We start from the raw sequence: 23201 nt of genomic DNA, 5'->3' as shown, positions 1-23201 counted from the left end.
CACCGCCCGCCGCCCATCCAAAGCTTTCAGGACGGGTGCTTGATCTCCGTGGTCGGGCCGTTGGTACGAACCGACTCCATGCCGGCGCGCCTCGCCGCCGCCGTTTTGTACATCTGGCTGGTGCCGATGATCTGGTGGTTGGCGGCCTTGAGGTTGAAATAGAAGCGGCCGTCCGAGGCGTCGCTGTGCGTGTAGGCCGTCTCCACGGCGCTGTTCTTCTGCACCGAGGCGATCCCGTTGTCGGCAGCAGCGCGCGATTCGTAGCTTTCGCTGCGCAGAATCACTTCGCCGTTCGCCGCCTTCAGGACAAACGAAAACCCGCCCTTGTCGTTCTTGTTCAGTTCGTACCAGCCTGCCATGTGACCTCCAAAACGTGGTGAATCGAGAGGCTTATCGTACCCATGCCGGCGCGGTTGAACAGCCTTCCGATGTCGCAGGCTCGGCACCCGAGACGAGGCCGTTACATGGAAAAGATCTTGCCCGGATTCATGATGTTGTCCGGATCGAGTGCACGCTTGATGGTGCGCATCATGTCCACCGCGCCGCTGCCGGCTTCGGTGAGCAGGAACTCCATCTTGTGCAGACCCACGCCGTGTTCGCCGGTGCAGGTGCCCTCCAGGCTCAGCGCGCGCGCCACCAGCTGGTGGTTGAGCTGTTCGGCCAGGGTGTGCTCTTCCGGTTTGGTCGGGTCGATCAGGTAGCCAAAGTGGAAATTGCCGTCGCCCACGTGGCCCACCAGGAAGTAGGGCAGGCCGGCGGCGTCGGCCTCGGTCACGGAGTCGAGCAGGCAGTCGGCCAGGCGGCTGATGGGCACGCAGGTGTCGGTGCTGATCGCGCGGCAGCCGGGCTTGCTCTGGATGGCTGCAAAGTAGGCGTTGTGACGCGCGGTCCACAGGCGGGTGCGTTCCTCGGGCGTGTCGGCCCACTCGAAAGCCTGCCCGCCGAAGTCGCCGGCGATTTCCTGCACCGTCTCGGCCTGTTCCTTCACGCTCGCGGGCGAGCCGTGGAACTCCATGAGCAGCATGTTTTCTTCGCGCAGGCCCAGCTTGCTGTGCGCGTTGACCATGCGCACGGTGTTGTGGTCGATCAGCTCGCAGCGCGCGATCGGCACGCCCAGCTGGATCACCTGGATCACGGTGCGCACCGCGGCCTCGATGCTGGGGAACGAGCAGGTCGCGGCCGAGATCGCCTCGGGCAGCGGGTAGAGCTTGAGCGTCACTTCGGTGATCACGCCCAAAGTGCCTTCGCTGCCCACCATCAGGCGCGTGAGGTCGTAGCCAGCCGATGATTTTTTGGCGCGCGTGCCGGTGCGGATGACTTCACCGCTGGCCGTGACCACTTCGAGCGCCAGCACGTTTTCGCGCATGGTGCCGTAGCGCACCGCGTTCGTGCCGCTGGCGCGCGTGGCGGCCATGCCGCCGATGGATGCGTCGGCACCCGGGTCGATCGGGAAGAAGAGTCCTTCGCTCTTGACCGCTTCGTTCACCGCCTTGCGCGTCACGCCGGGCTGCACCGTCACCGTCAGGTCTTCAGCGTTGATGGCCAGCACGCTGTTCATGCGGCTCACGTCGATGCTGATGCCGCCCTGCACCGCGAGCAGGTGGCCTTCGAGTGAGGAGCCCACGCCGAACGGGATCACCGGCACGCGGTGCGAAGCGGCCAGCTTCACCGCATCGGCCACATCCTGCGTGCTTTGCGCAAACACCACCGCAGCCGGCGGCGGCACCTCGTACACCGACTCGTCGCGCCCGTGCTGCTCGCGCACCACCAGGGCGGTGGAGCACTGCGCGCCGAAGTGGGCCTGCAGCGCCGCGATCAACTCGGGCGGCACCACACGCTGGTGCACTTGCGGAGCGAGGTGGCTGTGGGCGGTGGGGGCGTTCATGGGCGTGTCTCCGGCGCTGTTGTGTCAGCCCGCCAGTTTAAGCCCGCAGCTCCGGGCGCGGTGCCTTGCGCGGGCGCAGTCAGCTGCGTACTTTCCCGGCTTGCAGCAAGAGGGCCGGGGTTCGGTGGGTCCGCGTGTTGCCGGTGGGCGTGGTGTTGTGGCCGGTGGTGCCGGTGAGGCTGGTGGCCTGGCCGGTGATGCGCGCAGCGTGGCTGGGCGGCGCGCTGGCCATGCCGGCCAGACCCAGCGTGCAGGCGGCGATCAGTTGCACACTGCGGGCTTCGAAGTCGGCGAGTCGTTGTCGGCGTTGCGTCATCGGGATCTCCTGAGGGTGAACAGGCGGCCATTACCGCTCGCATCCCCGATCAAGGCCAGCGTTCTTGCCTCACGTTGCCTCGCTCACATTTCCCTGCGCTCCGTTACGACGGGGCAACGCTGCACAATCGGGCAACCCCCATTCAATTCAAGGACGTTCCATGGGCAACCGCCTCACCCAGATCGCCACCCGCACCGGCGACGCCGGCACCACCGGCCTGGGCGACAACACCCGCGTCTCCAAGAACAGCCTGCGTGTGCACGCCATGGGCGACGTGGACGAACTCAATTCCCACATCGGCCTGTTGCTGTGCGAAGAGATGGCACCCGATGTGCGCGCGCTGCTGGTGGAGATCCAGCACCAGCTCTTCAACCTCGGTGGCGAGTTGTCCATCCCGGGCTACGAGCTGCTCAAACCCGAAGCCGTGCTCGCGCTCGACGAGGCCCTGGCCACCCACAACGAAGCGCTGCCGCGTCTGCAGGAGTTCATCCTGCCCGCCGGCTCTCGCGCTGCCAGCCAGGCGCACGTGTGCCGCACCGTGGCCCGCCGCGCCGAGCGCGCCGTGGTGGCGCTGGGCAACGAAGAAGCCTTGAAAGACACGCCGCGCCAGTACCTCAACCGCCTGAGCGACCTGATGTTCGTGTTGTCCCGCGTGCTCAATCGCATGAACGGCGGCGACGACGTGTACTGGAAGAGCGAACGCATGGCCAAGGGCGCGGCCGAATGAAAGCGTCCTTGATCTCCGCGGCCTGCCTGGCCGTCGCAGCGCCCTTCGCCACGGCGCAAAACAAGCCCGCCACCAAACCTGCCGCGCCGGCCGCCGAGGTGACGCTGGTCTGCGAAGCGGTCTACCTGCCCGCTCGCACCACCTGGACACGCACCGTGGGCATCGCCTACGACAAGAAGCGCGTGCGCGCGGTGCAGATCGACGGCGTGCCGGTCTACACCTTCGCGATCCAGGAAACCATGATCCTCACGGCGGTGGACAACGAACGCATCCAGATCGACACCGCCGCCCAGACCTGGAGCAGCGATTTCCGTGGACAGGCCACCGCGCAGGGACGCTGCGAGCGGCAGTAAAAGGATCGCCAGTCTGATCTCTGTCATGGCATGAAGGCGCGGAGCAGCGCTTGTGCCAGCGGATGCAACCCCTCCCTACGGGCGTCGAAGCGGGGCGAGTCGTTTTTCGTTCGCCGGGTAGCTGGTTGAGCCTTGCGGATGGATGGAGCGTGTTGGGGGTGACGCAGGTTTTCATGCCTTCATCCAAGCCTTCCCAGGTCGGGCGCCACGCCGATACACCCGCACAAAGGGTAAACGGAACCGGAGGCTGCTTTGTGCCGCCGTAAATTAGCAACAAGGTTCCAAAAAATTCAAAGGAAAATAGTATTTATTGACTATTATTGTGCGCGCGCGAATGTCGGCGTACATGCCATCTGTCGATGGAGATGCCCACCAAAGTGCTCACCGGTCAGCGCGACAACACTTTGAAAATCCAGGGAGACTCCATGATCAACCCAGACGACCAAAAGCGCCTTGCCTCGATTTACACGAGGCACTTCAACACCGCAGATCAGCTCAGTGCCACTTACGAAACCTTGACCACCGATTTGAATGTGGCCATAGCTATAGAAAAGGAAATGCTGGCGCTCGAAGACCTTCAAATCGTCATGAGGAAGGGCGTGCAGAGCGGAGCAGAGCACAGTGGGGCAGAGTTCGTCAGCCTCGTCAAGGATGACATCAAGCGGCACGCTGCTAACCAGCACGAGTTTTACGAAGAATTCCTTCCGAACCGCGCAACGGTTGAAGATCTTGCTTTCTATCTTGCCCAGGAGACTTTGCAAGACCCCAGATTTGACGACTTCATCGCAGCGTTGCAGATGGGTCTGCCTGCTCGGCCGAAACTTGAACTGGCCAGCAACTATTGGGACGAGATGGGCAATGGGGAAATCGCGAGAATGCACACGGTCATGTTCCAGAACGTCGCGGACTCTCTTGGACTTACCGATGAGTACATTCAAGACAGCCTGACAACCGACGGACTCTGGTGCGGCAATCTTTCGACCATGCTCGTGCTCCGTCGTCACCTCATCTATCGCGGCATGGGCTACTTTGCAACCATCGAGCACATGTTCCCCAAGCGATGCCTCAGCCTGATCGCGGCATGGCAGAGATTGGGGCTGCCCACCCGTCTTCTCGAATACCACGAGGAACATGTTCGGGTGGATGCGCGGCACGCATCGGGGTTTTTCCAGCGCGTCATTGCGCCGTTGGTGGACATGACGCCTGGATGCGCTCGGGAGATGCACTGGGGGGTGCTGGCCAGACTGAACTCTTCGGGGCGCCACTTGGACGCACTTCTGGAGAGGTTCAAGTCGGGTGTCAACGATGCTCAGTCCCTTGGACCTCATTGCCGCAATGCATCTTCCACGTAGGTTGTTCGGCGCGCACTGACAAGCCATTCAACCGGTGAGTAGAGAAGTGTTTGCGCCAGCAGGCCGGCCTTCTTTTTCCCTGTCCTCACGATAGAAGTCCCACATGGAATCTGCGATCCCGGAACATCTGCGTCGCACGCGCACGCGGCACGCAAGAATCAGCGAGAACCACCGTCCCGTGGGCCAGGGGGTGGTTCCCCGTTTCGCTGCCTCGGTCTCCCGCGTTTCGATTGCCCACCTGGGCGTTCAACATCGACCCGAAGAAGACGCCTCGCAAGTTGACGGTGCCGTGCGGTGGTTGATGGACCAGTTGGCCCTTGAGGCCGGGCCGTCTCTGGTCGAGCGGTCCTCGTTCGTCGATCGGGCCGGGTTCCACAACCAGTTGCTCACCTGCTACTCGACCGATGATGTGCTGGATCGATGGTGGCAGAAGATAGGTCATCGCTGGACGCGTGATCACTCCCTGCTGCCCGGGGTGGGACGCTTCGCAGAGATCTTTCAACCCAGCGTGGACCGCGTCGAGGCGATCGCCGAAGGGGTCATCTGGCACGGGCTGACCCGCTTGGCGGAGCGTGTGAGCGAACCTGTGCTGGAACAGGGCTACTGGGGATCGATGCGCGACCGCATTCCCTTGTCCCAGACCGACGCGTTGTCACCCAGCGGCGCCTTTCGGTGCACCACTGAAGGATCGTTGACCAGGGTGCAGCCGCCTTCCAATCTCTGCCTGATCCGCACGGGACAAGACTGGTCGCTGGGCGACCTGGAGGAGCAGCAAGCCTACTGGCTCAACATCGAGCCCACGATGAAGGCCAGCATGGATCTGCTGGACGGGTCGGGTCCCCGCTTGGGGTGTCTGTCCAACCGCTATGCCTGGGTCCTCGACGGGGACGGCCGCGTTCGCCAGGAAACCTTTGGCCTCAGTCTGTGGCGCAGCTTGGAGCAGCTTGAACGGTGGGCCGAGGGGCATTTCAATCACCTGGCTTCCTTCCTGGGCGCGGTTCGGCATGGCCAGCGTTTCGGCGCCGCCGCCCGGTTCTCGCGCTACCACGAGGTCATCGTGCCGAGTGCCGAACAGGTGCTCCTGGAGTACCGGAACTGTCATGAGACAACAGGCCTGCTGGCCGCGATGGCGGCGTCACCCTCATGACCCACGCGAATTTGGCCTCACTGCCAGGCGGGTTGATGGCTCTTTGTGGTGCCGCCGGTCGGTCCGATCACAGCGGCATTGCGATCGCCCCCAACAAGGCCGCCAGCCCCGCCCACAGCGCGGTGGCGCAGCGCTTGCAGGCAGTACATGCGCGGCACTCATTGGATCGAGCAACGCCGATGCTGGTCAGGAAGTCACGTTTTCTTTCCACCGAGGCTTGCGCCGGGGTGTCTTCGTCGGCATAGTGGGCTCAAGACATCCCCGTGGCCGTCGGGAGGTCTTGCCCCAGGCGGCTTGTCTCAACCCGGAGCAAATGGAGGCTCTTTTATGAACCTGACGATCAGCGGTCACCACCTTGAGGTCACACCCGCCCTGCGCGGCTACGTCACCAGCAAACTCGAACGCATATCCCGACACTTCGACCAGGTGGTCGACATGAAGGTGCTGCTGACGGTGGACAACCTGAAGGAGAAAGACCTGCGGCAGAAAGCGGAGTGCAACATCCACGTCAAGGGACGTGACCTGTTCGCTGAAAGTGCACACGCCGATCTGTACGCCGCCGTTGACGAACTGGCCGACAAGCTGGACCGGCAAGTTTTGCGCTACAAGGACAAGACGCAAGACCACCACCACGACTCGGTGAAGCGTTTGATGTGACGGATGTCACGGGCTGCGGCCCGTGCGGGAAAACCCGATGCTGCACTGCAGCAGGCCGCTTGGAAAGTCAAGCGGCTTTTTTGTGCCCCCAGTCTAGCCAACAGCGCTCAACTGGTCATAATTTGCGCTCCAAGAGGGCTCACATGAACCGACTATCCGCCATACTGCCCGCTGCGCAAGTGCTCGTCAGCGTTGACGCCACCAGCAAAAAACGCGCATTCGAAGAAGCAGGTTTGCTTTTCGAGACCCTTCACGGACTCAACCGTGCGCTCATCACCGACAGCCTGTTCGCCCGCGAACGGCTGGGCTCCACCGGTCTGGGCCATGGCGTGGCCATTCCTCATGGCCGCATCAAAGGGCTGAAGCAACCACTGGCCGCCGTGTTCCAGCTCGCCAGCCCCATCGGGTTCGATGCGCCCGACGAACTGCCGGTACAGTTGATGATCTTCTTGCTGGTGCCCGAAGCGGCCACGCAGAAGCACCTGGAAATCCTGTCCGAAATCGCCGAGTTGCTGAGCGACAGCGGCCTGCGCGAACAGATGAAAACCTCGGCAGACGCCGTTGCGTTGCACAAACAAATCACCTCTTGGCAGTCCGCGCACGCGGCAGCCTGAGCCAGATTGAAACCCACCGTCGTCAGCGCCGATGTCCTGTTCGAGGACCATCGGGATGCCCTGAAGTGGCAGTGGATCGCCGGACTCGGGGCTTCAGAGCGGCGGTTTGACGAAGTCGCCATCCGCGCCGCCCGTTCCGGCGCCGACCTCGTGGGTTACCTCAACTACATCCATCCTTACCGGGTGCAGGTGTTCGGCGAGCGCGAAGTCGCCTACCTCACGAGCCCGAACGAAGAAGACAACAAACGCCGCGTGGCGCGCATCGTCACACTGGAGCCCCCGGTGCTGGTGGTGGCCGATGGCCAGACCGCGCCCGACGCGCTCACCGCCATGTGCGAGCGCGCGCAGATTCCGATGTTCTCCACGCACGAGTCGGCGGCCTTTGTCATCGACGTGCTGCGCGCCTACCTCTCGCGCCACTTCGCAGACCGCGCTTCCATGCACGGCGTGTTCATGGACATCCTGGGCATGGGTGTGATGATCACCGGCGAGTCGGGCCTGGGCAAAAGCGAGCTGGGGCTGGAGCTCATCTCGCGTGGTCACGGTCTGGTGGCCGACGACGCGGTGGATCTCTACCGCATCAACCAGACCAGCATTGAAGGCCGTTGCCCCGAACTGTTGCAAAACCTGCTGGAGGTGCGCGGCATCGGCCTGCTCGACATCAAGGCCATCTTTGGCGAGACGGCGGTGCGCCGCAAGATGCGCCTCTCGCTCATCGTGCACTTGGTGCGCCGCGAAACGCTGGAGCGCGACTTTGAGCGCATGCCCCACGAGCCGCTGTACCAGGATGTGCTCGGCGTGCCGGTGCGCAAGGCGGTGATTCAGGTGGTGGCGGGGCGCAACATCGCCGTGCTGGTGGAAGCTGCGGTGCGCAACACCATCCTGCAGTTGCGTGGCATCGACACTTACCAGGAGTTCGTCTCACGCCACCGCGCGGCCATGTCACGCGGCGAATAGCGAGACACCCGCAACGCGCTTTCAGGCGCGGTGTGAATGGCCCCTGTGGGGGCAGTCGGTCTTGGTGCAGTTGGCGTAGAGCGAGAGCGCGTGCTCCTGGAGCACGAAGCCCCGCGTCTTGGCCACCATCTGCTGGCGCTTCTCGATCTCTGCGTCAAAGAACTCTTCCACGCGACCGCAGTCCAGGCACACCAGATGGTCGTGGTGCTGGCCTTCATTGAGTTCGTACACCGCCTTGCCGGACTCGAAATTGCTGCGCGTGAGCAGACCGGCCTGTTCAAACTGCATCAGCACGCGGTAGACCGTGGCCAGTCCGATGTCGGAGCGTTCTTCGAGCAACACGCGGAACACGTCTTCGGCCGTCATGTGGCGCTGCTTGGCGTTCTGGAACACCTCCAGGATCTTCAGCCGGGGCAGCGTGGCTTTCAGTCCGGTGTTCTTGAGCTCTTCGATGTTGGTCATGGCGGTGCGCGCGGGGCGTGGATTCGGGCGGTCGGGATCTTTGCGGTGCCCTCAAGCCCCAAGACTACAATGAAAGCATCATATCGCCAGCGTCTGGCGCACGCTGCACTTCTGCCCCGGCAACGCCTGCGCGCGCGCCCCTTCCACGGTCCGATCCCATGCTCCACCACTCACCCGATTGCGCCTCCCCGACCTCGCGTGGTCAGCCACTTCGCCGCCCGGTTGCCCTGCTCTGCGCGGTGGCCTCGCTGGTCGCTTTGTCGGCATGCTCCAGCGTCACCAGCCGCCTGCCCAGCGTCGTCACGCCGTACAAGATCGACATCCTGCAAGGCAACGTGGTCACGCGCGAGCAGGCCGCCGCCTTGCAGGCCGGTATGAGCCGCGACCAGGTGCGCGACATCCTGGGCTCGCCTTTGCTGGCCAGTGTGTTCCATGCCGACCGCTGGGACTACGTGTTCACCTTCCGCCGCCAGGGCCAGACGCCCCAGCAGCGCCGCCTGACCGCTTTCTTCAAGGCCAATGTGCTCGAGCGGTTCGAGGCCGACGAGTTGCCGAGCGAAGCCGAGTTCGTGGCTTCGCTCGACGCCGGTCGCAAGTTCGGCAAGGTGCCGTCGCTGCAGGCCACCGAAGCCCAGCTCAAGGCCTTTGACGATCGCAACAAGACCACCGCACCGGTTGAACCGGCTGCACCCGCAGCCGCGCCTGCCACCAGCTACCCACCCCTGGAGACGCCGGGGACCGCCCGATGAGCAGCGCGGCAGGTCTGCACCGTGTGTGTGTGGCGGGCGCCAGCGGCCGCATGGGTCAGATGCTGGTGGAGGCCGTGCGCAGCAGCGGCGATTGCCAGCTCACCGGCGCGCTCGACATCCCGGGCAGCGCCATGCTGGGTCAGGACGCCGCCGGGTTTGCCGGCCAGGCCAGCGGTGTTCTCATCACCGCCGACCTCGCCCAGGGCCTGCGCGGCAGTCAGGTGTTGATTGACTTCACCCGCCCCGAAGGCACGCTGGCGCACCTGCGCGAGTGTGTGAAACACGGCGTGAATGCGGTCATCGGCACCACCGGTTTCAGTGACGATCAGAAGGCCGAGATCGCCGAGGCCGCGAAGACCATCGCCATCGTGATGGCGCCCAACATGAGCGTGGGCGTGAACGTCACGCTCAAGCTGCTGGAGATGGCGGCCAAAGCCATGTCCACCGGCTACGACATCGAGATCATCGAAGCGCACCACCGCCACAAGGTGGACGCGCCCAGCGGCACGGCGCTCAAGATGGGCGAAGTCATTGCCGACGCGCTGGGCCGCGACCTGAAAGACTGTGCGGTCTACGCGCGCGAAGGCGTGACCGGCGAACGCGATCCCTCCAGCATCGGCTTTGCCACCATCCGCGGTGGTGACATCGTGGGCGACCACACCGTGCTGTTCGCCGGCACCGGCGAGCGCATCGAAATCACCCACAAGTCGAGCAGCCGCGCCACCTATGCGCAGGGCAGCCTGCGTGCCGTGCGTTTCCTGGCCGGCAAGCCGGCCGGGCTGTACGACATGTTCGACGTGCTCGGCCTGAAATGATCGACAGCGCGGGCCAGGGTCTGTTGCAGACGCTGGCGCAGGCCGATGCGCTCGGCCGGGCGGTGGCGTTGCTGCTGCTGGCCATGTCGGTCGCGAGCTGGGTGGTGATTCTGTGGAAGGGCTGGCTGCTGCGCCGCGCTGCGCGCGATCTGCAGTTGAGCACCGCCGCTTTCTGGCAAGCCGCCGACCTGGAGGACGCGCAGCGTCGCCTGGGTACCTTCGATGCACAACAACTCGTGTTGCCCTTGCTGCGGGCGGCCCTGGGTTTGAACACCACCGCGCCCCACACCCTGGCCGCCGCGGGCGACCGGTCACAACAACTCACCCGCGTGCTGCGCGATGCCCTGCACCGCGTGTTGCACCGCCTGCAGTACGGCCAGGTGCTGCTGGCCACCGTCGGCTCCACCGCGCCTTTCGTGGGGTTGCTGGGCACCGTCTGGGGCATCTACAACGCGCTCACCGGCATCGGGCTCGACGGCGGTTTTCGCATCGAGCAGGTCTCGGGCCCGGTGGGTGAAGCGCTGGTGATGACGGCCGCCGGTCTGGTGGTGGCGATTCCTGCGGTGCTGGCCTACAACGTGCTGGGCCGCCAGATCGCGCGCATCGAGGCCGACCTCGAAGGCTTCGCGCGCGACCTGCGCGAACTCATGGTGCATGAGGGCCGGGCATGAGACCCGCCGCCGGGCCGCCCCAAGGCGGGTCAGCCCCCTCGGGGGGCAGCGACCCGCGCAAGCGGCGGAGCGTGGGGGCATGAGCTTCGGCCGGCTGGAGCGGCCCACCGGCCACAAGCCCATGAGCGAGATCAACGTCACGCCGCTGGTGGACGTGATGCTGGTTCTGCTGGTGATCTTCATCATCGCCGCGCCCTTCATGGCCGACCGGCTGGCGCTGGAACTGCCCAAGGCCGAGCTGCCTCAGGCGGCCACGCCCGCGCAGCCCGGGCCCTTCGTGTCGCTGTCGGTCGACGGCCAGGGCCGCATGCAGTGGAACGGCGAGGCCGTGGACGACGGCAGCTTGCGCCAGCGCCTCGGTGAAGCCGCCCGACGCGACCCGGCCACCGAGGTGCAGCTGCGCGCCGACGCCAGCGTGCCCTATGGCCGCGTGGTGTCACTGATCGGCATGGCGCAGTCGGCAGGCCTCTCGCGCATCGGCTTCGTGGCAGACGCAGCAGCCCCGCGCTGAATGGCCGCGCTCTCGGGCGCGGCGCAGCCCAAGGCCTAAAATCCGGCATCTCCCCGCGCCACCGCGCGCAGCTTCTCCCCTCACCGTCGCCGGCTGGTCCGGACCCTGGTTCATGCAAGAAAAATACGCCCACAAGGAAGTCGAGCGCGCCGCGCACGCCCACTGGAACGCCACCGACGCCTACCGTGTGACGGAAGACGCGGGCAAGCCGAAGTTCTATGCCTGCTCCATGCTGCCTTACCCCAGCGGCAAGTTGCACATGGGCCACGTGCGCAACTACACCATCAACGACATGCTCGCGCGCCATCTGCGCATGAAGGGCTTCAACGTGTTGATGCCCATGGGCTGGGACGCGTTTGGTTTGCCGGCGGAAAACGCAGCGCTGAAAAATGGCGTGCCACCGGCCAAGTGGACGTTTGAGAACATCGCGTACATGAAGCAGCAGATGCAGGCCATGGGCCTGGCCATCGACTGGTCGCGCGAAGTGGCCACCTGCGACCCGAGCTACTACAAGTGGAACCAGTGGCTGTTCTTGAAGATGCTGGAGAAAGGCGTTGCCTACCGCAAGACCCAGGTGGTGAACTGGGATCCGGTGGACATGACTGTGCTGGCCAACGAACAGGTGATCGACGGCAAGGGCTGGCGCACCGGCGCGGTGGTCGAGAAGCGCGAGATCCCGGGCTACTACCTCAACATCACGTCGTACGCGGAAGAGCTGCTCGACCACGTGCAGATCGGCAACCCCAAGGCCACGCTGAACGGCTGGCCCGACAAGGTGCGGCTGATGCAGGAGAACTGGATCGGCAAGAGCGAGGGCGTTCGCTTCGCGTTCCCGCACACCATCCAGGGCAGCGATGGCGCGCTGATTGGCGACGGCAAGATGTACGTCTTCACCACGCGCGCCGACACCATCATGGGCGTGACCTTCTGCGCCGTGGCGCCCGAGCATCCGCTGGCCTCGCACGCCGCATCAACCAACCCGGCGCTGGCCGCGTTCATCGAGGAATGCAAGACCGGTGGCACCACCGAAGCCGAGCTCGCCACGCAGGAAAAGAAGGGCATGGCCACCGGCCTGACCGTGACGCACCCGCTGACCGGCGAGGCCGTGGCGGTGTGGGTGGGCAACTACGTGCTCATGAGCTACGGCGACGGCGCGGTGATGGGCGTGCCCGCGCACGACGAGCGCGACTTTGCGTTTGCGAAAAAGTACGGAATCGAAATCAAGCAGGTGATGCAGCGCGCGGTCGTTTCGACTGCAGCGTTGAAGGCGCAGCACCCGATCGAGGAAGACCCATCTCTTTACTTTGACGTAGAGCAATGGAAGGAGTGGTACTCCGATAAAGAGAAGGTTGTGGCTGTCAAATCGGGTGATCTTGACGGAATGACGCACAAAGAGGCCGTGGACGCCGTGGCGGCCCAGCTCGCGGCCAAGGGCCTGGGCGAGAAGAAGACCACCTGGCGCCTGCGCGACTGGGGCGTGAGCCGCCAGCGCTACTGGGGCACGCCCATCCCCATCATCCACTGCGCCGAACACGGTGCGGTGCCGGTGCCCGAGAAGGACCTGCCCGTGGTGCTGCCGCAGGACTGCATCCCCGACGGCTCGGGCAACCCGCTGCACAAGCACGAAGGTTTTCACGCCGGCGTGGTGTGTCCGGTGTGCGGTCAGCCCGCGCGCCGCGAGACCGACACCATGGACACCTTCGTGGATTCGTCGTGGTACTTCATGCGCTACTGCGATCCGAAGAACAGCGAGCAGATGGTCGCCGACGGCGCGGACTACTGGATGCCGATGGACCAGTACATCGGCGGCATCGAACACGCGATCCTGCACCTGCTGTATGCGCGTTTCTGGACCAAGGTGATGCGCGACCTCGGCCTGGTGAAGGTGGACGAGCCCTTCACCCACCTGCTCACGCAGGGCATGGTGCTCAACCACCTCTACAGCCGGCGCACCGAGAAGGGCGGCAAGGATTATTTCTGGCCGCACGACGTGGAAAACGTGCTCGACGAGACCGGCAAGGTCGTGGGCGCGAAGCTCAAGAACCCGGCCACCAGCGGCGACGGCATGCTGCCCGTGGGCACGCCCATCGACTACGAGGGCGTGGGCACCATGTCCAAGTCCAAGAACAACGGTGTCGATCCGCAAGACCTGATCGAGAAGTACGGCGCCGACACCGCGCGCCTGTACACCATGTTCACCGCGCCGCCCGAGGCCACGCTGGAATGGAACGACGCGGCGGTGGAGGGCAGCTACCGTTTCCTGCGCCGCGTCTGGGCCTTCGGTCTGAAGCTCTCGGCCACCAGTGGCCTGGGCGCACTCGCGGCCGGTGTCTCGAAGCAGTCGCTGTCCAAAGGCGCCAAGGCGCTGCGGCTGGAAATGCACACCGTGCTCAAGCAGGTGGACTACGACTACCAGCGCATGCAATACAACACCGTGGTCTCAGGCGCGATGAAGATGCTCAATGCGCTGGAAGACTTCAAGCCCGACGGCTCCGCCGGCGACAACGCCGCGCTGGCCGAGAGCTTCGGCATCCTGCTGCGCTGCATCTACCCCGCCACGCCGCACATCGCGCACACGCTCTGGACCGAGCTCGGCTTTGCGGGCGAGCTGCTCGACGCCGCATGGCCCCAGCCGGACGAAGCCGCCTTGCAGCGCGACGAGATCGAACTCGTGCTGCAGATCAACGGCAAGTTGCGCGGCAGCGTGCTGGTGCCGGCGAACGCCGACAAGGCCGCCATTGAAGCGGCCGCGCTGGCCCACGAGGCCTTCGTCAAGCAGGCCGCCGGCGCCGCGCCGAAAAAAGTGGTGGTCGTGCCCGGCCGCCTGGTCAACGTGGTGATCTGAAAGCCCCTGCATGACGAACCAACGCTCCACGAATCCTCGCCGCCGCGTCTGGCTGCAGCTGGCCCTGGGCGCGACCGCGCTGGGCCTCTCGGGCTGCGGCTTTGCGCTGCGCAAGGCGCCGACCTTCGCGTTCGACACGCTGCGCCTGCAAGGCATGGAGGGCACGCAGGTGAGCCGCGAACTGCGCGAGGCGCTGCAAGCCAACGGGATCCGTGTGCTCACCTCGACCACACCCGCTACCGGCCCCGGCGCCCAGACGGGGCAAGCCGTGCTCACGGTGCTCACCGACCAGCGCGAGCGTGTGGTGGTGGGCCAGACGGCGGCCGGCCAGGTGCGTGAACTGCAGTTGCGCACGCGCTTCGTGTTTCGCCTGCGCACGCCCACCGACAAGATCCTGATCGACGACACCGAGCTGCTGCTCGAGCGCGACATCAGCTTCAACGAAACCCAGGTGCTCGCCAAGGACGCCGAAGAACAGCTGCTCTACCGCGACATGCGCAGCGACATCGTGCAACAGGTGGTGCGGCGCCTGGCCGCGGTGAAGACGCTCTGAGCGCTGCATGCAGATCGTTGCCAACCAGCTCGCCGCCCAGCTGCAACGCGGCCTGAAAAGCCTCTACACGCTGCACGGCGACGAACCCTTGCTGATCCAGGAAGCGGCCGACGCGATTCGCGTGGTGGCGCGCGAGCAGGGCTGCGGTGAGCGCACGGTGCACACCGTCGCGGGCGCGCACTTCGACTGGGGTGAGGTGCTGGCCAGCGGCGGCTCCATGAGCCTGTTTTCCGACAAACAGCTGATCGAGATCCGCATCCCCTCGGGCAAGCCCGGCAAGGACGGTTCGCAGGCACTGCAGCAGATCGCACAGAGCGCCGAGAACAACGACAGCACGGTCACGGTGGTGATCCTGCCCCGTCTGGACATGGCCACGCAAAAGGGCGCCTGGTTCGCCGCGCTCGACAGCTTCGGCACCGTGGTGCGCGTGGAAGCGGTGGACCGCAAGTCTTTGCCACAGTGGATCGCGCAGCGCCTGCAGACACAGGGCCAGCGCGTGGTGGCGGGTGAAGAAGGGCAGCGCACGCTGCAGTTTTTTGCCGACCGGGTGGAGGGCAACCTGCTCGCCGCGCACCAGGAGATCCAGAAGCTCGCGCTGCTGCACCCGACGGGCGAGTTGTCGCTGGAGCAGGTGGAATCGGCTGTGCTCAACGTGGCGCGTTATGACGCGTTCAAGCTGGCCGAGGCGGTGCTGGGCGGGCAGAGTGTGCGTGTGCAGCGCATGCTCGACGGCCTGCAGGCCGAGGGCGAAGCACCGGTGCTGGTGCACTGGGCGCTGTCCGAAGACATCCGCACCTTGCACCGCGTGCGCACCGCGCTGGACGCCGGCCGCCCGCTGCCCATGGCGCTGCGCGAGAACCGGGTGTGGGGCGTGAAGGAGAAGCTCATGGAGCGCGCGCTGCCGCTGCTCAACATGGCCACCCTCACGAAATGGCTGGACGATGCGCACACGGTGGACGGCATCGTCAAAGGCCTCAAGTCACCTGGTTGGCCGGCCGATCCCTGGCAGGCCTTGCAGCAGATGGCGATGAAAGTGACGCTGGGCTGCAGCCTGCGTTGACGGCTCAGGCGCGCTGCTGGGCCGCTTCCCGAAAATCGCTGGGCGACACGCCCGTGTGCTCCCGAAACACCCGGCTGAAATGCGCCGTGTTGTTGAAGCCCCAGGAGAACGCGATGTCGGTGATGGTGCGTTGCGCGCCGCCGGTCTGGCCCAGCTCCCGCATGCAGGCCTGGATGCGCTGGCGCTGGATGTAGTGCGCGGGCGTGTCCTCTTCGGCGCTGAAGGCGTTGTGCAGGTGGCGCTTGCTGCAGTTGAGCGCTTGCGCGATGTGGTCGAGCGTGAGTGAGGGGTCGCGCAGGTGCTGGCCGATGTGTTCGCGGATGCGGTCGCGAAAGGCTTCGAGCTGGGTCACGTTGCTCTCGCGGCCCGCGAGTTCCTGCAAGGACAAACGCACCAGTTCCACGATCAACTCACCCGCGCCCCGCGCCGCCGTCTCGCTCATCTGCGGCAGCTCCTGGTAGGTGCTGCGCATGGTCTCCAGCGCCACGCGGGCGATGCCGCTCACGCCGCCCACATGGCGCGCCATCAATGGCTCCAGTTTGATGCCACGCTCGGTCAGCTGTTCCTTGGGCAGCATCACGATCAGGTGTTCCACGCGCTCGGGGTTGGCGATTTCGTAGCTGCCCGTGGTGTCGTAGATGGCCCAGCCGCCGGGCCGCACCCAGGCCTCGCGGCCCTGCTGCTGCACCGCTGCGCTGCCCTGCCACGGCGCCACGATCTTGAGGTAGGCACGGTCGTTGGCGCGCGCCAGTTGCGGACTTTTCAACACGCGGTGGCGGTTGGCTTCGAGTTTGGTGAGCACCACATCGCCGGCGGTGGATGCGCTCATGTGGCCATCAAAACCGGTGTCTCCGTAGAGGTCGGATTCCAGCCCGCCGAAGTGCGTCCAGATCCAGTCGCGCCAGATGGCGGCGCGCTCGATCGGTTCGACGCTGTCGGTGCTCATCACGGAGGCGGCTGTCATGGTGGGGGCTCCGGCGGTGGTCAGGAAGCCAAATTATCGGCCGCGCTGCCCATCCCTGTCTCCCGCCCGGTCAAGGGTTTTCCCGGGGCGTCATGCACGTTCCGTCAAGCAGGTAGTGCACCCACAGCACAGCACACGACGGCGGTCGTGCCTACCATTCGGCTCTCAGCCAACCCACACCCGCAGGAGACACAACATGGTTCAAGCCAATCGCCGTCTGGTCATCAAGAGCGCCGCCGCCGCGGTGGGCGCCATGTCCTTCGCTCCCCAGCTCCTGGCGCAGTCCGCGCCGGTGCGCATCGGGTATTCGATGTCGCGCACCGGCCCCTGGACGGGCGGCGCGCAGGTGAGCCAGGAGCCCAACTACCTGCTCTGGGCCGAGCAGCAGAACGCCGCGGGTGGCCTCGACGTGAAGGGCGTCAAGCGCCAGATCGAACTCATCAGCAGCGACGACCGCAGCGACACCGAGACCGTCGTGCGCACCTACGAAAAACTCATGGGCAGCGACAAGGTCGACCTGGTGCTGCCGCCCTGGGGCTCCAACGCCAACTTCGCCGTGGCCCCGCTGGCCAACCGCTTCCAGTACCCGTTCCTCGCGCCCACCGCGCTGTCGCGCCGCCTGGTCGAGATGCGCCTGCCGTACTTCTTCCTGTTGCTGCAGCAGCCCGCGCCCATGACCAACGCGCTGGTCGACATGCTCAAGGCGAACGGTGTGAAGACCGTGGCACTGATCTACGTGGACGACCTGTTCGGCCTGGAGAACTACGCCGCCTTCAAGGTGGCGCTGCAGGGCAGCGGCATCACCATGGTGGAAGACAAGAGCTACCCCGGTGGCGTGAAAGACCTCTCGCCGGTGTTGCGCTCCATGAAGGACAAGAACCCCGACGCCTTCGTGGGTTTCACCTACCCGCCCGACACCATCCTGGCCAGCCGTCAGGCCAAGGAAGTGGGCTTCAACCCGAAGTTTTTCTACGCCTCGGTGGGCACGGCCTTCCAGCTCTACCGCAACGTGATGACCCCGGCGGGCGCCGAAGGCGTGCTGGGCATGGGTTCGTGGAACAGCAAGACCAGCCCCGGCGCCAAGGCCTACTTCGACGCCCACACCAAGAAGTTCGCCGGCAAGGAACCCGACCGCTGGGCCAGCGGTGCCTGCTGGGCCGGCCTGGAAATCCTCACCAACGCGGTGAAGGCCCAGGGCCTGGACCGCAAGGCCATCCGCGACTACGTGGCGGGCACGACCCACAAAACCATCATCGGCGACGTCAAGTTCAACGGCAGCGAAAACGTGGGCACACCGGGCACGGTGGGTCAGTGGCAGAACGGTGAGTTCGAGGTGGTGTGGCCGAAGTCGGTCGCAACGGCAGCGTTGAACCCCAACAAGCCCGCCTGGAAGTGATTTGAACCACCCCCGCGCCGCGCCTGCGGCGCGTCACCCCCTCCAGGGGGCAGCGCGTGCGGCCCGGCAAAGCCGGTTCCGCCGCGCTCCCGGATAACTCCCCTTCACCCGCATGTCTTTCTCCGCCTGGCTCGAACTCCTCGCCTCCGGTCTCATCACCGGTGGCATCTATGCGCTCGTCGCGCTCGGGCTGAACCTGCAGTACGGGCTGATGCGCATCCTCAACATCGCGCACGGCGAGTTCCTCATGGTGGGGGCGTACCTTACGTGGATGGCGCAGACCTCGCTCGGGCTCAATCCGCTCTTCATGGTGCCGGTGTCGTTCGCCATGCTGTTCGTGCTGGGCTGGGTGATCCACCGCCTGTGTTTCCGCCGCCTCACCGTCACCTCGCCCAACCTCGACATCTTTGAAGCGCGCGGGCTCATGGTGGCCTTTGGCCTCATGTTCCTGGTGCAGAACTTCGCTTCGTGGATGTGGGGCGGCGACCTGCGCGGTTACGACTTTCTCACCGAGCCGGTGCAGATGCCGCTGCCCGACGGCACCGCGCAGTTCGCCGGCAACAAGCTGCTGGTGTTCGCGCTGGCCCTGCTGTTCTCGGGCGCGCTCATCGTGCTGATGCGCACCACGCTGCTGGGCAAGGGCGTGCGCGCGCTCATGCAGTCGCCCACCGGCGCGCAGCTCATGGGCATCAACACGCAGCGCCTGCACCCGCTCATGTTCGGCATCGGCCTGGGCCTCTCGGGTGTGGCCGGTTGTCTGATTTCGATGTCGTACACCATCTCTCCGTCGATGGGCGAGCCGTACACCATCACCGCGCTCATCGTCATCACGCTGGGCGGCTTCGGCAGCATGGGCGGCGCGCTCGCTGGTGGCCTGCTGCTCGGCGTGATCGAAGCCCTGGGCATGCACTTCACCAACCCCTCGCTCAAGGCCTTGTTGAGCTACGTGGTCTTTATCAGCGTGCTGCTTCTGCGGCCTGAAGGACTCTTCACCAGAAAGAGCCGCAAGTCATGAACTCCCGTCAATTCCTCATCCGCGACCTGCTGGTCCTCTTCGGCCTCACCGGCTGGGCCTTGGCGTTGCCCAGCTTCGCCAGCGAGTTCGCCGTGTCCATGGCACTCACCTGCCTGATGTACATCGCGCTGTCGTCGAGCTGGGCGCTGTTCTGCGGCACCACGCGCTATTTGTCGCTGGCCACCTCGGCCTTCTTCGGCATCGGGGCGTACACCAGCGCCATCCTGCTGGAGCAGTTGTCGTGGGTGCAGGCCATCGCCATGGGCTCCCTGATCGCGGCAGCGGTGGCCGTGGTCATGGGCGCGGCCGTGCTGCACCTTCGCGGCACCTATTTCGCGGTGCTCACCTTCGGCATGACCGAACTCATCCGCCACGCCATCAGCTACTTCGAAAAGAGCGTCACCGGCACCGTGGGCCGCGTGCTCATGGTGGTGCCCGAGCGCGACACCATCTACCTCACCGTGCTCGCGCTCGCGGTGATCACGGTGGCGCTGTCCATCACCATCCGGCGCACGCGGTTTGGTCTGGCCATGCTCGGCATCGGGGCCGACGAGCAGCGCGCCCAGACGCTGGGTGTCAACACGCGCTGGGTCAAGGTGGCGGGCTTCGCGCTCACCGCCGCCGTGGCCGGTGCGGTGGGTGCGGCCATGTCGGTGCGCTGGACCTACATCGACCCGCACACCGTGTTCAACCCCTTCATCGGTTTCCAGACCGTGCTGATCGCACTCATCGGCGGCGCGGCCACGCTGTGGGGCCCGCTCATCGCGGCCATCGTCTTCAGCGTGCTGGCCGAAACCCTGCGCCTGCAGGTGCCGCAGATCTACATGATGTCGCTGGGCTTGCTGCTCATCCTCTCGGTGCTGTACCTGCCCGGTGGTCTGGCGTCGCTGCGCGCCGAGACCTTCCGCGGCTGGCGCGATGGCGCCAAGGCGTGGTGGATCGAAACGCGCGACGACCTGAGCGGTGAGACCAAGCGTCGCAAGCAACTCGAGAAAAGCCTGAGGGAGCGCCGCGATGTCTTCTGATCGCCAGCCCCTGCTCGACGCCCGCGACATCACCGTGCGCTTCGGCGGCCTCACCGCGGTCGACGCGGTGAGTGCGCGCTTCATGCCGGGCGAACTCGTCGGCATCATCGGCCCCAACGGCGCCGGCAAGACCACCTTCTTCAACGCCATCTCGGGCGTGACCCAGGCCACCAGCGGCAAGCTGCTGATGCAGGGGCGCGAGCTGAGCGGCAAAGGTCCGCACCGCTTTGCCGCCAACGGTCTCGCCCGCACCTTCCAGACGCCGCGCACCTTCGCCGACATGCTGGTGCGCGACAACATCGCCTTCGGCCTCAAGTTCGCCGGCCGGCGGCCACGCAAGTACATCTGGTGGGGCGAAGAGACGACCGTGCCCTGGGTGCTGCGCACGCCCGAGAGCATCCTCGGCCTCATCGGCCTGAGCGCCCAGGCCGACCTGCCGGCCGCGGCCATCACGCCGTCGCAGCAGCGCCTGCTGGAGATCGGCATGGCGCTGGCCACGCGCCCGCGCATGCTGCTGCTCGACGAGGTGGCCGCCGGCCTGACCGAAAACGAGGTGGAGGAGATGGCGCGCCTGATCCGCCGCCTGCGCGACGAGCTCGATCTCACCGTGGTCTGGATCGAACACGCCGTGACCACACTGTTGCGCCATGTGGAGCGCGTGATCGTGCTGCACCAGGGCAAGAAGATCGCCGACGGCACGCCCGCCGAGGTGGTGCGCAACCCCGAGGTGATCGAGGCCTACCTGGGCGACGAGATGAACGAACCGGCCGCCGAGGAGTCCATCGCATGATGTGGTACCGCCCAACCCCCTTCGAACTTGGCGGCGGCGCGCGCGCGCGCCTCAAGGTCGACGGCCTCTCGGCCGGCTACGGCGCCTTCCTGGTGCTGCGCGACATCAAGCTCGACATCCAGCCCGGTCTCACCGTGGTGCTCGGCCCCAACGGTGCGGGCAAGACCACGCTGCTCAAGGCGCTCAACGGCTTGATTCCACGCGGCGGCTCGGTCTTGCTTGACGGCGCCGAGATGCCCGAAAAAACACACGAGATCGTGCAGGCCGGTGTGGCCCTGGTGCCCGAGGGCCGCCAGCTGTTTCCCCAGCTCACCGTGGCCGAGAACCTTGAACTCGGCGGCTGGCTGGTGCCCAAGGCGCAACGCTCCGAACGCCTTGTTCAAGCCTTTGAAGACTTCCCCAAACTCAAGGAGCGCGCCACCCAACTGGCCGGCACCATGAGCGGTGGTGAGCAGCAGATGGTGGCGGTGGCGCGCGCCATGATGTGCGCGCCGCGCCTGCTCATGCTTGACGAACCCTCGCTCGGTCTGGCGCCCAAGATGGTCGACGAACTGCTCACGATCGTGCGCCGCATTGCCGATGCCGGCACCACCGTGCTGATGGTGGAGCAGAACGTGAAGAAGGCGCTGACTGTTGCCGACCGCGGCTACGTGATGGAGCGCGGCACGCTGGTGGCCAGCGGCCCGGCCAGGCTGCTTGCGCGCTCCACCGTCATCCGCGAGGCGTATCTGGGCGCCGACAAGGACCCCGCCACCGGCACCACCAGCGCGTCCGATGCGGTGCAGCGCCGCAAGGCCGTGGCCACCACCTGACCAGCTTTTCATCTGTACCCAAGGAGAACCCCATGTCCGACATGTCCATGCTCATCAACGGCCTCAAGGTCACCGCTGAAAAAGGCGCCACCTTCGAACGCCGCAACCCGCTCGACGGCAGCGTGGCCACGCGCGCGCCCGCCGCTTCACCGGCCGACGCCGTGATGGCGGTGGAAGCCGCTGCCGAAGCCTTCAAGACCTGGAGCGAAACCGGCCCGAGCGCCCGCCGCGCCCTGCTGCTCAAAGCGGCCGACGCGCTGGAAGCCAAGACGCCCGCGTTCATCGAAGCCGTGTCGGCCGAGACCGGCGCCACCGGCATGTGGGGTGGCTTCAACGTGATGCTGGCCGCCGGCATGATCCGCGAGGCCGCCTCGCTGACCACGCAGGTGGGCGGAGAACTGATCCCGTCCGACGTGCCCGGATCGCTGGCCATGGGCATCCGCCAGCCCGCCGGTGTGGTGCTCGGCATTGCGCCGTGGAACGCGCCCATCATCCTGGCCGTGCGCGCCATCTGCGTGCCGCTGGCGTGCGGCAACACCGTCATCCTGAAAGGCAGCGAGAACTGCCCGCGCACCCACCAGCTCATCATCGAAGCGTTCCAGGACGCGGGCTTTCCGCCCGGCGTGGTGAACTACATCACCAACGCGCCGGCCGATGCCGGTGCCGTGGTGGAAGCCATGGTGGCCCACCCGGCGGTGCGCCGCGTGAACTTCACCGGCTCCACCAAGGTCGGCAAGATCATCGCCATGACCTGCGCCAAGTACCTCAAGCCGGTGGTGCTGGAGCTGGGTGGCAAGGCGCCGCTGGTGATCCTGGACGACGCCAACCTGGACGACGCCGTCAACGCCGCCGCCTTCGGCAGCTTCGCCAACAGCGGCCAGATCTGCATGAGCACCGAACGCATCATCGTGGACAGCAAGATTGCCGATGCCTTCGTGAAGAAGTTCAGCGACAAGGCCAAGGCGCTGCCGCTGGGCGACCCGCGCAAGCCCGAGCCGGTGGTGCTGGGCTCGGTGATCGGCATGGGCACGGTCAACCACTGCAATGAACTCATCGACGACGCACTGGCCAAGGGCGCCAAGCTTGCCTGCGGCGGCAAGGCCGACACCACGCTCATGCCCGCCACCGTGCTCGACCATGTGACGCCGGCCATGCGCATCTACCACGAAGAAACCTTCGGCCCGGTGAAATGCGTGGTGCGCGTGAACGGTGTGGAAGAGGCCATTGCCTGCGCGAACGACAACGAGTACGGCCTGAGTGCCGCGGTGTTCGGCGGCGACATCGCACGTGCCTTCAACGTGGCGCGCAAGATCGACAGCGGCATCTGCCACGTGAACGGCCCGACCGTGCACGACGAAGCGCAGATGCCGTTTGGCGGCGTGAAGGGTTCGGGCATCGGCCGCTTCGGCGGCAAGGCCGGCATTGCCGAGTTCACCGAGCTGCGCTGGATCACGCTGCAGACGACGCCGCGGCACTACCCGTTCTGATTGCTGGAGGAGAAGCTGTGCGAAGGCCCTGGAGGCGG

At 65.7% G+C, this 23201-nt stretch carries 25 protein-coding genes; 20 read left to right on the top strand and 5 right to left on the bottom strand.

Annotated features, from left to right (window positions below; translation table 11 throughout):
* Positions 1-26: 26 nt before the first annotated feature.
* The 3 genes from BSY239_RS19920 to BSY239_RS19910 all read right to left on the bottom strand — a co-directional run bounded on the left by BSY239_RS19920 (position 27) and on the right by BSY239_RS19910 (position 2201).
* Entirely contained in the window at positions 27-359 is a 333-nt protein-coding gene (locus tag BSY239_RS19920; RefSeq protein WP_069048339.1) for a YegP family protein, read from the bottom strand.
* Positions 360-460: 101 nt separating this feature from the next.
* Complete coding sequence (locus BSY239_RS19915; protein WP_069048338.1) at positions 461-1885, bottom strand: FAD-binding oxidoreductase; 1425 nt, start codon at positions 1883-1885, stop codon at positions 461-463.
* Between the two features lie 79 nt (positions 1886-1964).
* Positions 1965-2201, bottom strand: a complete 237-nt coding sequence (locus BSY239_RS19910; RefSeq protein ID WP_069048337.1) for a hypothetical protein — start codon at positions 2199-2201, stop codon at positions 1965-1967.
* A 160-nt stretch (positions 2202-2361) separates the two neighbouring features.
* Between BSY239_RS19910 and BSY239_RS19905 the strand changes: the two genes are divergently transcribed.
* From BSY239_RS19905 to hprK, 7 genes are all read left to right on the top strand, one after another.
* The gene (locus BSY239_RS19905; RefSeq protein ID WP_069048336.1) at positions 2362-2928 is read left to right on the top strand and encodes a cob(I)yrinic acid a,c-diamide adenosyltransferase; all 567 of its coding nucleotides are present in this window, start codon (positions 2362-2364) and stop codon (positions 2926-2928) included.
* Entirely contained in the window at positions 2925-3281 is a 357-nt protein-coding gene (locus tag BSY239_RS19900) for a hypothetical protein (protein ID WP_069048335.1), read from the top strand. The genes BSY239_RS19905 and BSY239_RS19900 overlap by 4 nt, the downstream gene beginning before the upstream one ends.
* Before the next feature lie 359 nt (positions 3282-3640).
* Complete coding sequence (locus tag BSY239_RS19895) at positions 3641-4633, top strand: iron-containing redox enzyme family protein (protein ID WP_216637488.1); 993 nt, start codon at positions 3641-3643, stop codon at positions 4631-4633.
* Between the two features lie 103 nt (positions 4634-4736).
* A complete protein-coding gene (locus BSY239_RS19890; RefSeq protein WP_069048334.1) occupies positions 4737-5780 on the top strand; it encodes a phenylacetaldoxime dehydratase family protein in 1044 nt (347 codons plus the stop codon).
* 327 nt (positions 5781-6107) lie between these two features.
* Positions 6108-6437 carry a ribosome hibernation-promoting factor, HPF/YfiA family gene (hpf, locus tag BSY239_RS19885; protein ID WP_069048333.1) on the top strand — a complete coding sequence of 110 codons (330 nt, stop codon included), beginning with the start codon at positions 6108-6110 and terminating at the stop codon, positions 6435-6437.
* A 143-nt stretch (positions 6438-6580) separates the two neighbouring features.
* Entirely contained in the window at positions 6581-7051 is a 471-nt protein-coding gene (locus BSY239_RS19880; protein ID WP_069048332.1) for a PTS sugar transporter subunit IIA, read from the top strand.
* 6 nt (positions 7052-7057) lie between these two features.
* A complete protein-coding gene (hprK, locus tag BSY239_RS19875) occupies positions 7058-8008 on the top strand; it encodes an HPr(Ser) kinase/phosphatase (protein WP_069048331.1) in 951 nt (316 codons plus the stop codon).
* A gap of 21 nt (positions 8009-8029) precedes the next feature.
* Here the strand turns inward: hprK and fur are convergent, their stop codons facing one another.
* Complete coding sequence (gene fur, locus BSY239_RS19870; RefSeq protein WP_069048330.1) at positions 8030-8470, bottom strand: ferric iron uptake transcriptional regulator; 441 nt, start codon at positions 8468-8470, stop codon at positions 8030-8032.
* A 158-nt stretch (positions 8471-8628) separates the two neighbouring features.
* Between fur and BSY239_RS19865 the strand changes: the two genes are divergently transcribed.
* From BSY239_RS19865 to holA, 7 genes are all read left to right on the top strand, one after another.
* Complete coding sequence (locus BSY239_RS19865; RefSeq protein WP_083240087.1) at positions 8629-9219, top strand: outer membrane protein assembly factor BamE; 591 nt, start codon at positions 8629-8631, stop codon at positions 9217-9219.
* Complete coding sequence (dapB, locus tag BSY239_RS19860; RefSeq protein WP_069048329.1) at positions 9216-10034, top strand: 4-hydroxy-tetrahydrodipicolinate reductase; 819 nt, start codon at positions 9216-9218, stop codon at positions 10032-10034. The genes BSY239_RS19865 and dapB overlap by 4 nt, the downstream gene beginning before the upstream one ends.
* A complete protein-coding gene (locus BSY239_RS19855; RefSeq protein ID WP_069048328.1) occupies positions 10031-10705 on the top strand; it encodes a MotA/TolQ/ExbB proton channel family protein in 675 nt (224 codons plus the stop codon). Before dapB ends, BSY239_RS19855 begins: the two co-directional genes overlap by 4 nt.
* 79 nt (positions 10706-10784) lie before the next feature.
* Positions 10785-11216 carry an ExbD/TolR family protein gene (locus BSY239_RS19850; RefSeq protein WP_069048327.1) on the top strand — a complete coding sequence of 144 codons (432 nt, stop codon included), beginning with the start codon at positions 10785-10787 and terminating at the stop codon, positions 11214-11216.
* Between the two features lie 112 nt (positions 11217-11328).
* On the top strand, positions 11329-14061 hold the full coding sequence (gene leuS / locus BSY239_RS19845) for a leucine--tRNA ligase (RefSeq protein WP_069048326.1): 2733 nt from the start codon (positions 11329-11331) through the stop codon (positions 14059-14061).
* Positions 14062-14071: 10 nt separating this feature from the next.
* A complete protein-coding gene (locus BSY239_RS19840) occupies positions 14072-14614 on the top strand; it encodes an LPS-assembly lipoprotein LptE (protein ID WP_069048325.1) in 543 nt (180 codons plus the stop codon).
* Between the two features lie 7 nt (positions 14615-14621).
* Entirely contained in the window at positions 14622-15674 is a 1053-nt protein-coding gene (gene holA, locus BSY239_RS19835; RefSeq protein ID WP_069048324.1) for a DNA polymerase III subunit delta, read from the top strand.
* Between the two features lie 4 nt (positions 15675-15678).
* Here holA and BSY239_RS19830 read toward each other — a convergent pair whose 3' ends face one another.
* On the bottom strand, positions 15679-16638 hold the full coding sequence (locus tag BSY239_RS19830; protein ID WP_069048323.1) for a helix-turn-helix domain-containing protein: 960 nt from the start codon (positions 16636-16638) through the stop codon (positions 15679-15681).
* A 196-nt stretch (positions 16639-16834) separates the two neighbouring features.
* Between BSY239_RS19830 and BSY239_RS19825 the strand changes: the two genes are divergently transcribed.
* From BSY239_RS19825 to BSY239_RS19800, 6 genes are all read left to right on the top strand, one after another.
* Positions 16835-18034 (top strand): amino acid ABC transporter substrate-binding protein, encoded by a 1200-nt coding sequence (locus BSY239_RS19825; protein ID WP_069048322.1) that lies wholly within the window; start codon positions 16835-16837, stop codon positions 18032-18034.
* Between the two features lie 112 nt (positions 18035-18146).
* Entirely contained in the window at positions 18147-19049 is a 903-nt protein-coding gene (locus BSY239_RS19820; protein WP_069048321.1) for a branched-chain amino acid ABC transporter permease, read from the top strand.
* On the top strand, positions 19046-20074 hold the full coding sequence (locus tag BSY239_RS19815; protein ID WP_069048320.1) for a branched-chain amino acid ABC transporter permease: 1029 nt from the start codon (positions 19046-19048) through the stop codon (positions 20072-20074). Before BSY239_RS19820 ends, BSY239_RS19815 begins: the two co-directional genes overlap by 4 nt.
* Entirely contained in the window at positions 20064-20864 is an 801-nt protein-coding gene (locus tag BSY239_RS19810; protein WP_069048319.1) for an ABC transporter ATP-binding protein, read from the top strand. Before BSY239_RS19815 ends, BSY239_RS19810 begins: the two co-directional genes overlap by 11 nt.
* On the top strand, positions 20861-21676 hold the full coding sequence (locus BSY239_RS19805; protein WP_069048318.1) for an ABC transporter ATP-binding protein: 816 nt from the start codon (positions 20861-20863) through the stop codon (positions 21674-21676). Before BSY239_RS19810 ends, BSY239_RS19805 begins: the two co-directional genes overlap by 4 nt.
* Positions 21677-21708: 32 nt before the next feature.
* Positions 21709-23163 carry an aldehyde dehydrogenase gene (locus tag BSY239_RS19800; RefSeq protein ID WP_069048317.1) on the top strand — a complete coding sequence of 485 codons (1455 nt, stop codon included), beginning with the start codon at positions 21709-21711 and terminating at the stop codon, positions 23161-23163.
* The last annotated feature ends 38 nt before the right edge of the window (positions 23164-23201 follow it).

Origin of the sequence: Hydrogenophaga sp. RAC07 (genome assembly GCF_001713375.1) — a bacterium.
Taxonomy (GTDB): domain Bacteria; phylum Pseudomonadota; class Gammaproteobacteria; order Burkholderiales; family Burkholderiaceae_C; genus Hydrogenophaga.
The sequence above is the reverse complement of the archived record's forward strand: the minus strand, read 5'-3'. Positions and strand labels throughout refer to the sequence as shown.

Excerpts from the sequence above, each read along its gene's own strand:
- BSY239_RS19890 (WP_069048334.1), top strand. The coding sequence starts at position 4,737 with ATGGAATCTGCGATCCCGGAACATCTGCGTCGCACGCGCACGCGGCAC.
- BSY239_RS19905 (WP_069048336.1), top strand. The coding sequence starts at position 2,362 with ATGGGCAACCGCCTCACCCAGATCGCCACCCGCACCGGCGACGCCGGC.
- fur (WP_069048330.1), bottom strand. The coding sequence starts at position 8,470 with ATGACCAACATCGAAGAGCTCAAGAACACCGGACTGAAAGCCACGCTG.
- BSY239_RS19915 (WP_069048338.1), bottom strand. The coding sequence starts at position 1,885 with ATGAACGCCCCCACCGCCCACAGCCACCTCGCTCCGCAAGTGCACCAG.
- BSY239_RS19830 (WP_069048323.1), bottom strand. The coding sequence starts at position 16,638 with ATGACAGCCGCCTCCGTGATGAGCACCGACAGCGTCGAACCGATCGAG.
- BSY239_RS19820 (WP_069048321.1), top strand. The coding sequence starts at position 18,147 with ATGTCTTTCTCCGCCTGGCTCGAACTCCTCGCCTCCGGTCTCATCACC.
- BSY239_RS19880 (WP_069048332.1), top strand. The coding sequence starts at position 6,581 with ATGAACCGACTATCCGCCATACTGCCCGCTGCGCAAGTGCTCGTCAGC.
- BSY239_RS19800 (WP_069048317.1), top strand. The coding sequence starts at position 21,709 with ATGTCCGACATGTCCATGCTCATCAACGGCCTCAAGGTCACCGCTGAA.
- leuS (WP_069048326.1), top strand. The coding sequence starts at position 11,329 with ATGCAAGAAAAATACGCCCACAAGGAAGTCGAGCGCGCCGCGCACGCC.
- holA (WP_069048324.1), top strand. The coding sequence starts at position 14,622 with ATGCAGATCGTTGCCAACCAGCTCGCCGCCCAGCTGCAACGCGGCCTG.
- BSY239_RS19810 (WP_069048319.1), top strand. The coding sequence starts at position 20,064 with ATGTCTTCTGATCGCCAGCCCCTGCTCGACGCCCGCGACATCACCGTG.
- hpf (WP_069048333.1), top strand. The coding sequence starts at position 6,108 with ATGAACCTGACGATCAGCGGTCACCACCTTGAGGTCACACCCGCCCTG.
- BSY239_RS19865 (WP_083240087.1), top strand. The coding sequence starts at position 8,629 with ATGCTCCACCACTCACCCGATTGCGCCTCCCCGACCTCGCGTGGTCAG.
- BSY239_RS19855 (WP_069048328.1), top strand. The coding sequence starts at position 10,031 with ATGATCGACAGCGCGGGCCAGGGTCTGTTGCAGACGCTGGCGCAGGCC.
- BSY239_RS19815 (WP_069048320.1), top strand. The coding sequence starts at position 19,046 with ATGAACTCCCGTCAATTCCTCATCCGCGACCTGCTGGTCCTCTTCGGC.
- BSY239_RS19850 (WP_069048327.1), top strand. The coding sequence starts at position 10,785 with ATGAGCTTCGGCCGGCTGGAGCGGCCCACCGGCCACAAGCCCATGAGC.
- dapB (WP_069048329.1), top strand. The coding sequence starts at position 9,216 with ATGAGCAGCGCGGCAGGTCTGCACCGTGTGTGTGTGGCGGGCGCCAGC.
- BSY239_RS19910 (WP_069048337.1), bottom strand. The coding sequence starts at position 2,201 with ATGACGCAACGCCGACAACGACTCGCCGACTTCGAAGCCCGCAGTGTG.
- BSY239_RS19840 (WP_069048325.1), top strand. The coding sequence starts at position 14,072 with ATGACGAACCAACGCTCCACGAATCCTCGCCGCCGCGTCTGGCTGCAG.
- BSY239_RS19920 (WP_069048339.1), bottom strand. The coding sequence starts at position 359 with ATGGCAGGCTGGTACGAACTGAACAAGAACGACAAGGGCGGGTTTTCG.
- BSY239_RS19825 (WP_069048322.1), top strand. The coding sequence starts at position 16,835 with ATGGTTCAAGCCAATCGCCGTCTGGTCATCAAGAGCGCCGCCGCCGCG.
- BSY239_RS19895 (WP_216637488.1), top strand. The coding sequence starts at position 3,641 with ATGGAGATGCCCACCAAAGTGCTCACCGGTCAGCGCGACAACACTTTG.
- BSY239_RS19900 (WP_069048335.1), top strand. The coding sequence starts at position 2,925 with ATGAAAGCGTCCTTGATCTCCGCGGCCTGCCTGGCCGTCGCAGCGCCC.
- BSY239_RS19805 (WP_069048318.1), top strand. The coding sequence starts at position 20,861 with ATGATGTGGTACCGCCCAACCCCCTTCGAACTTGGCGGCGGCGCGCGC.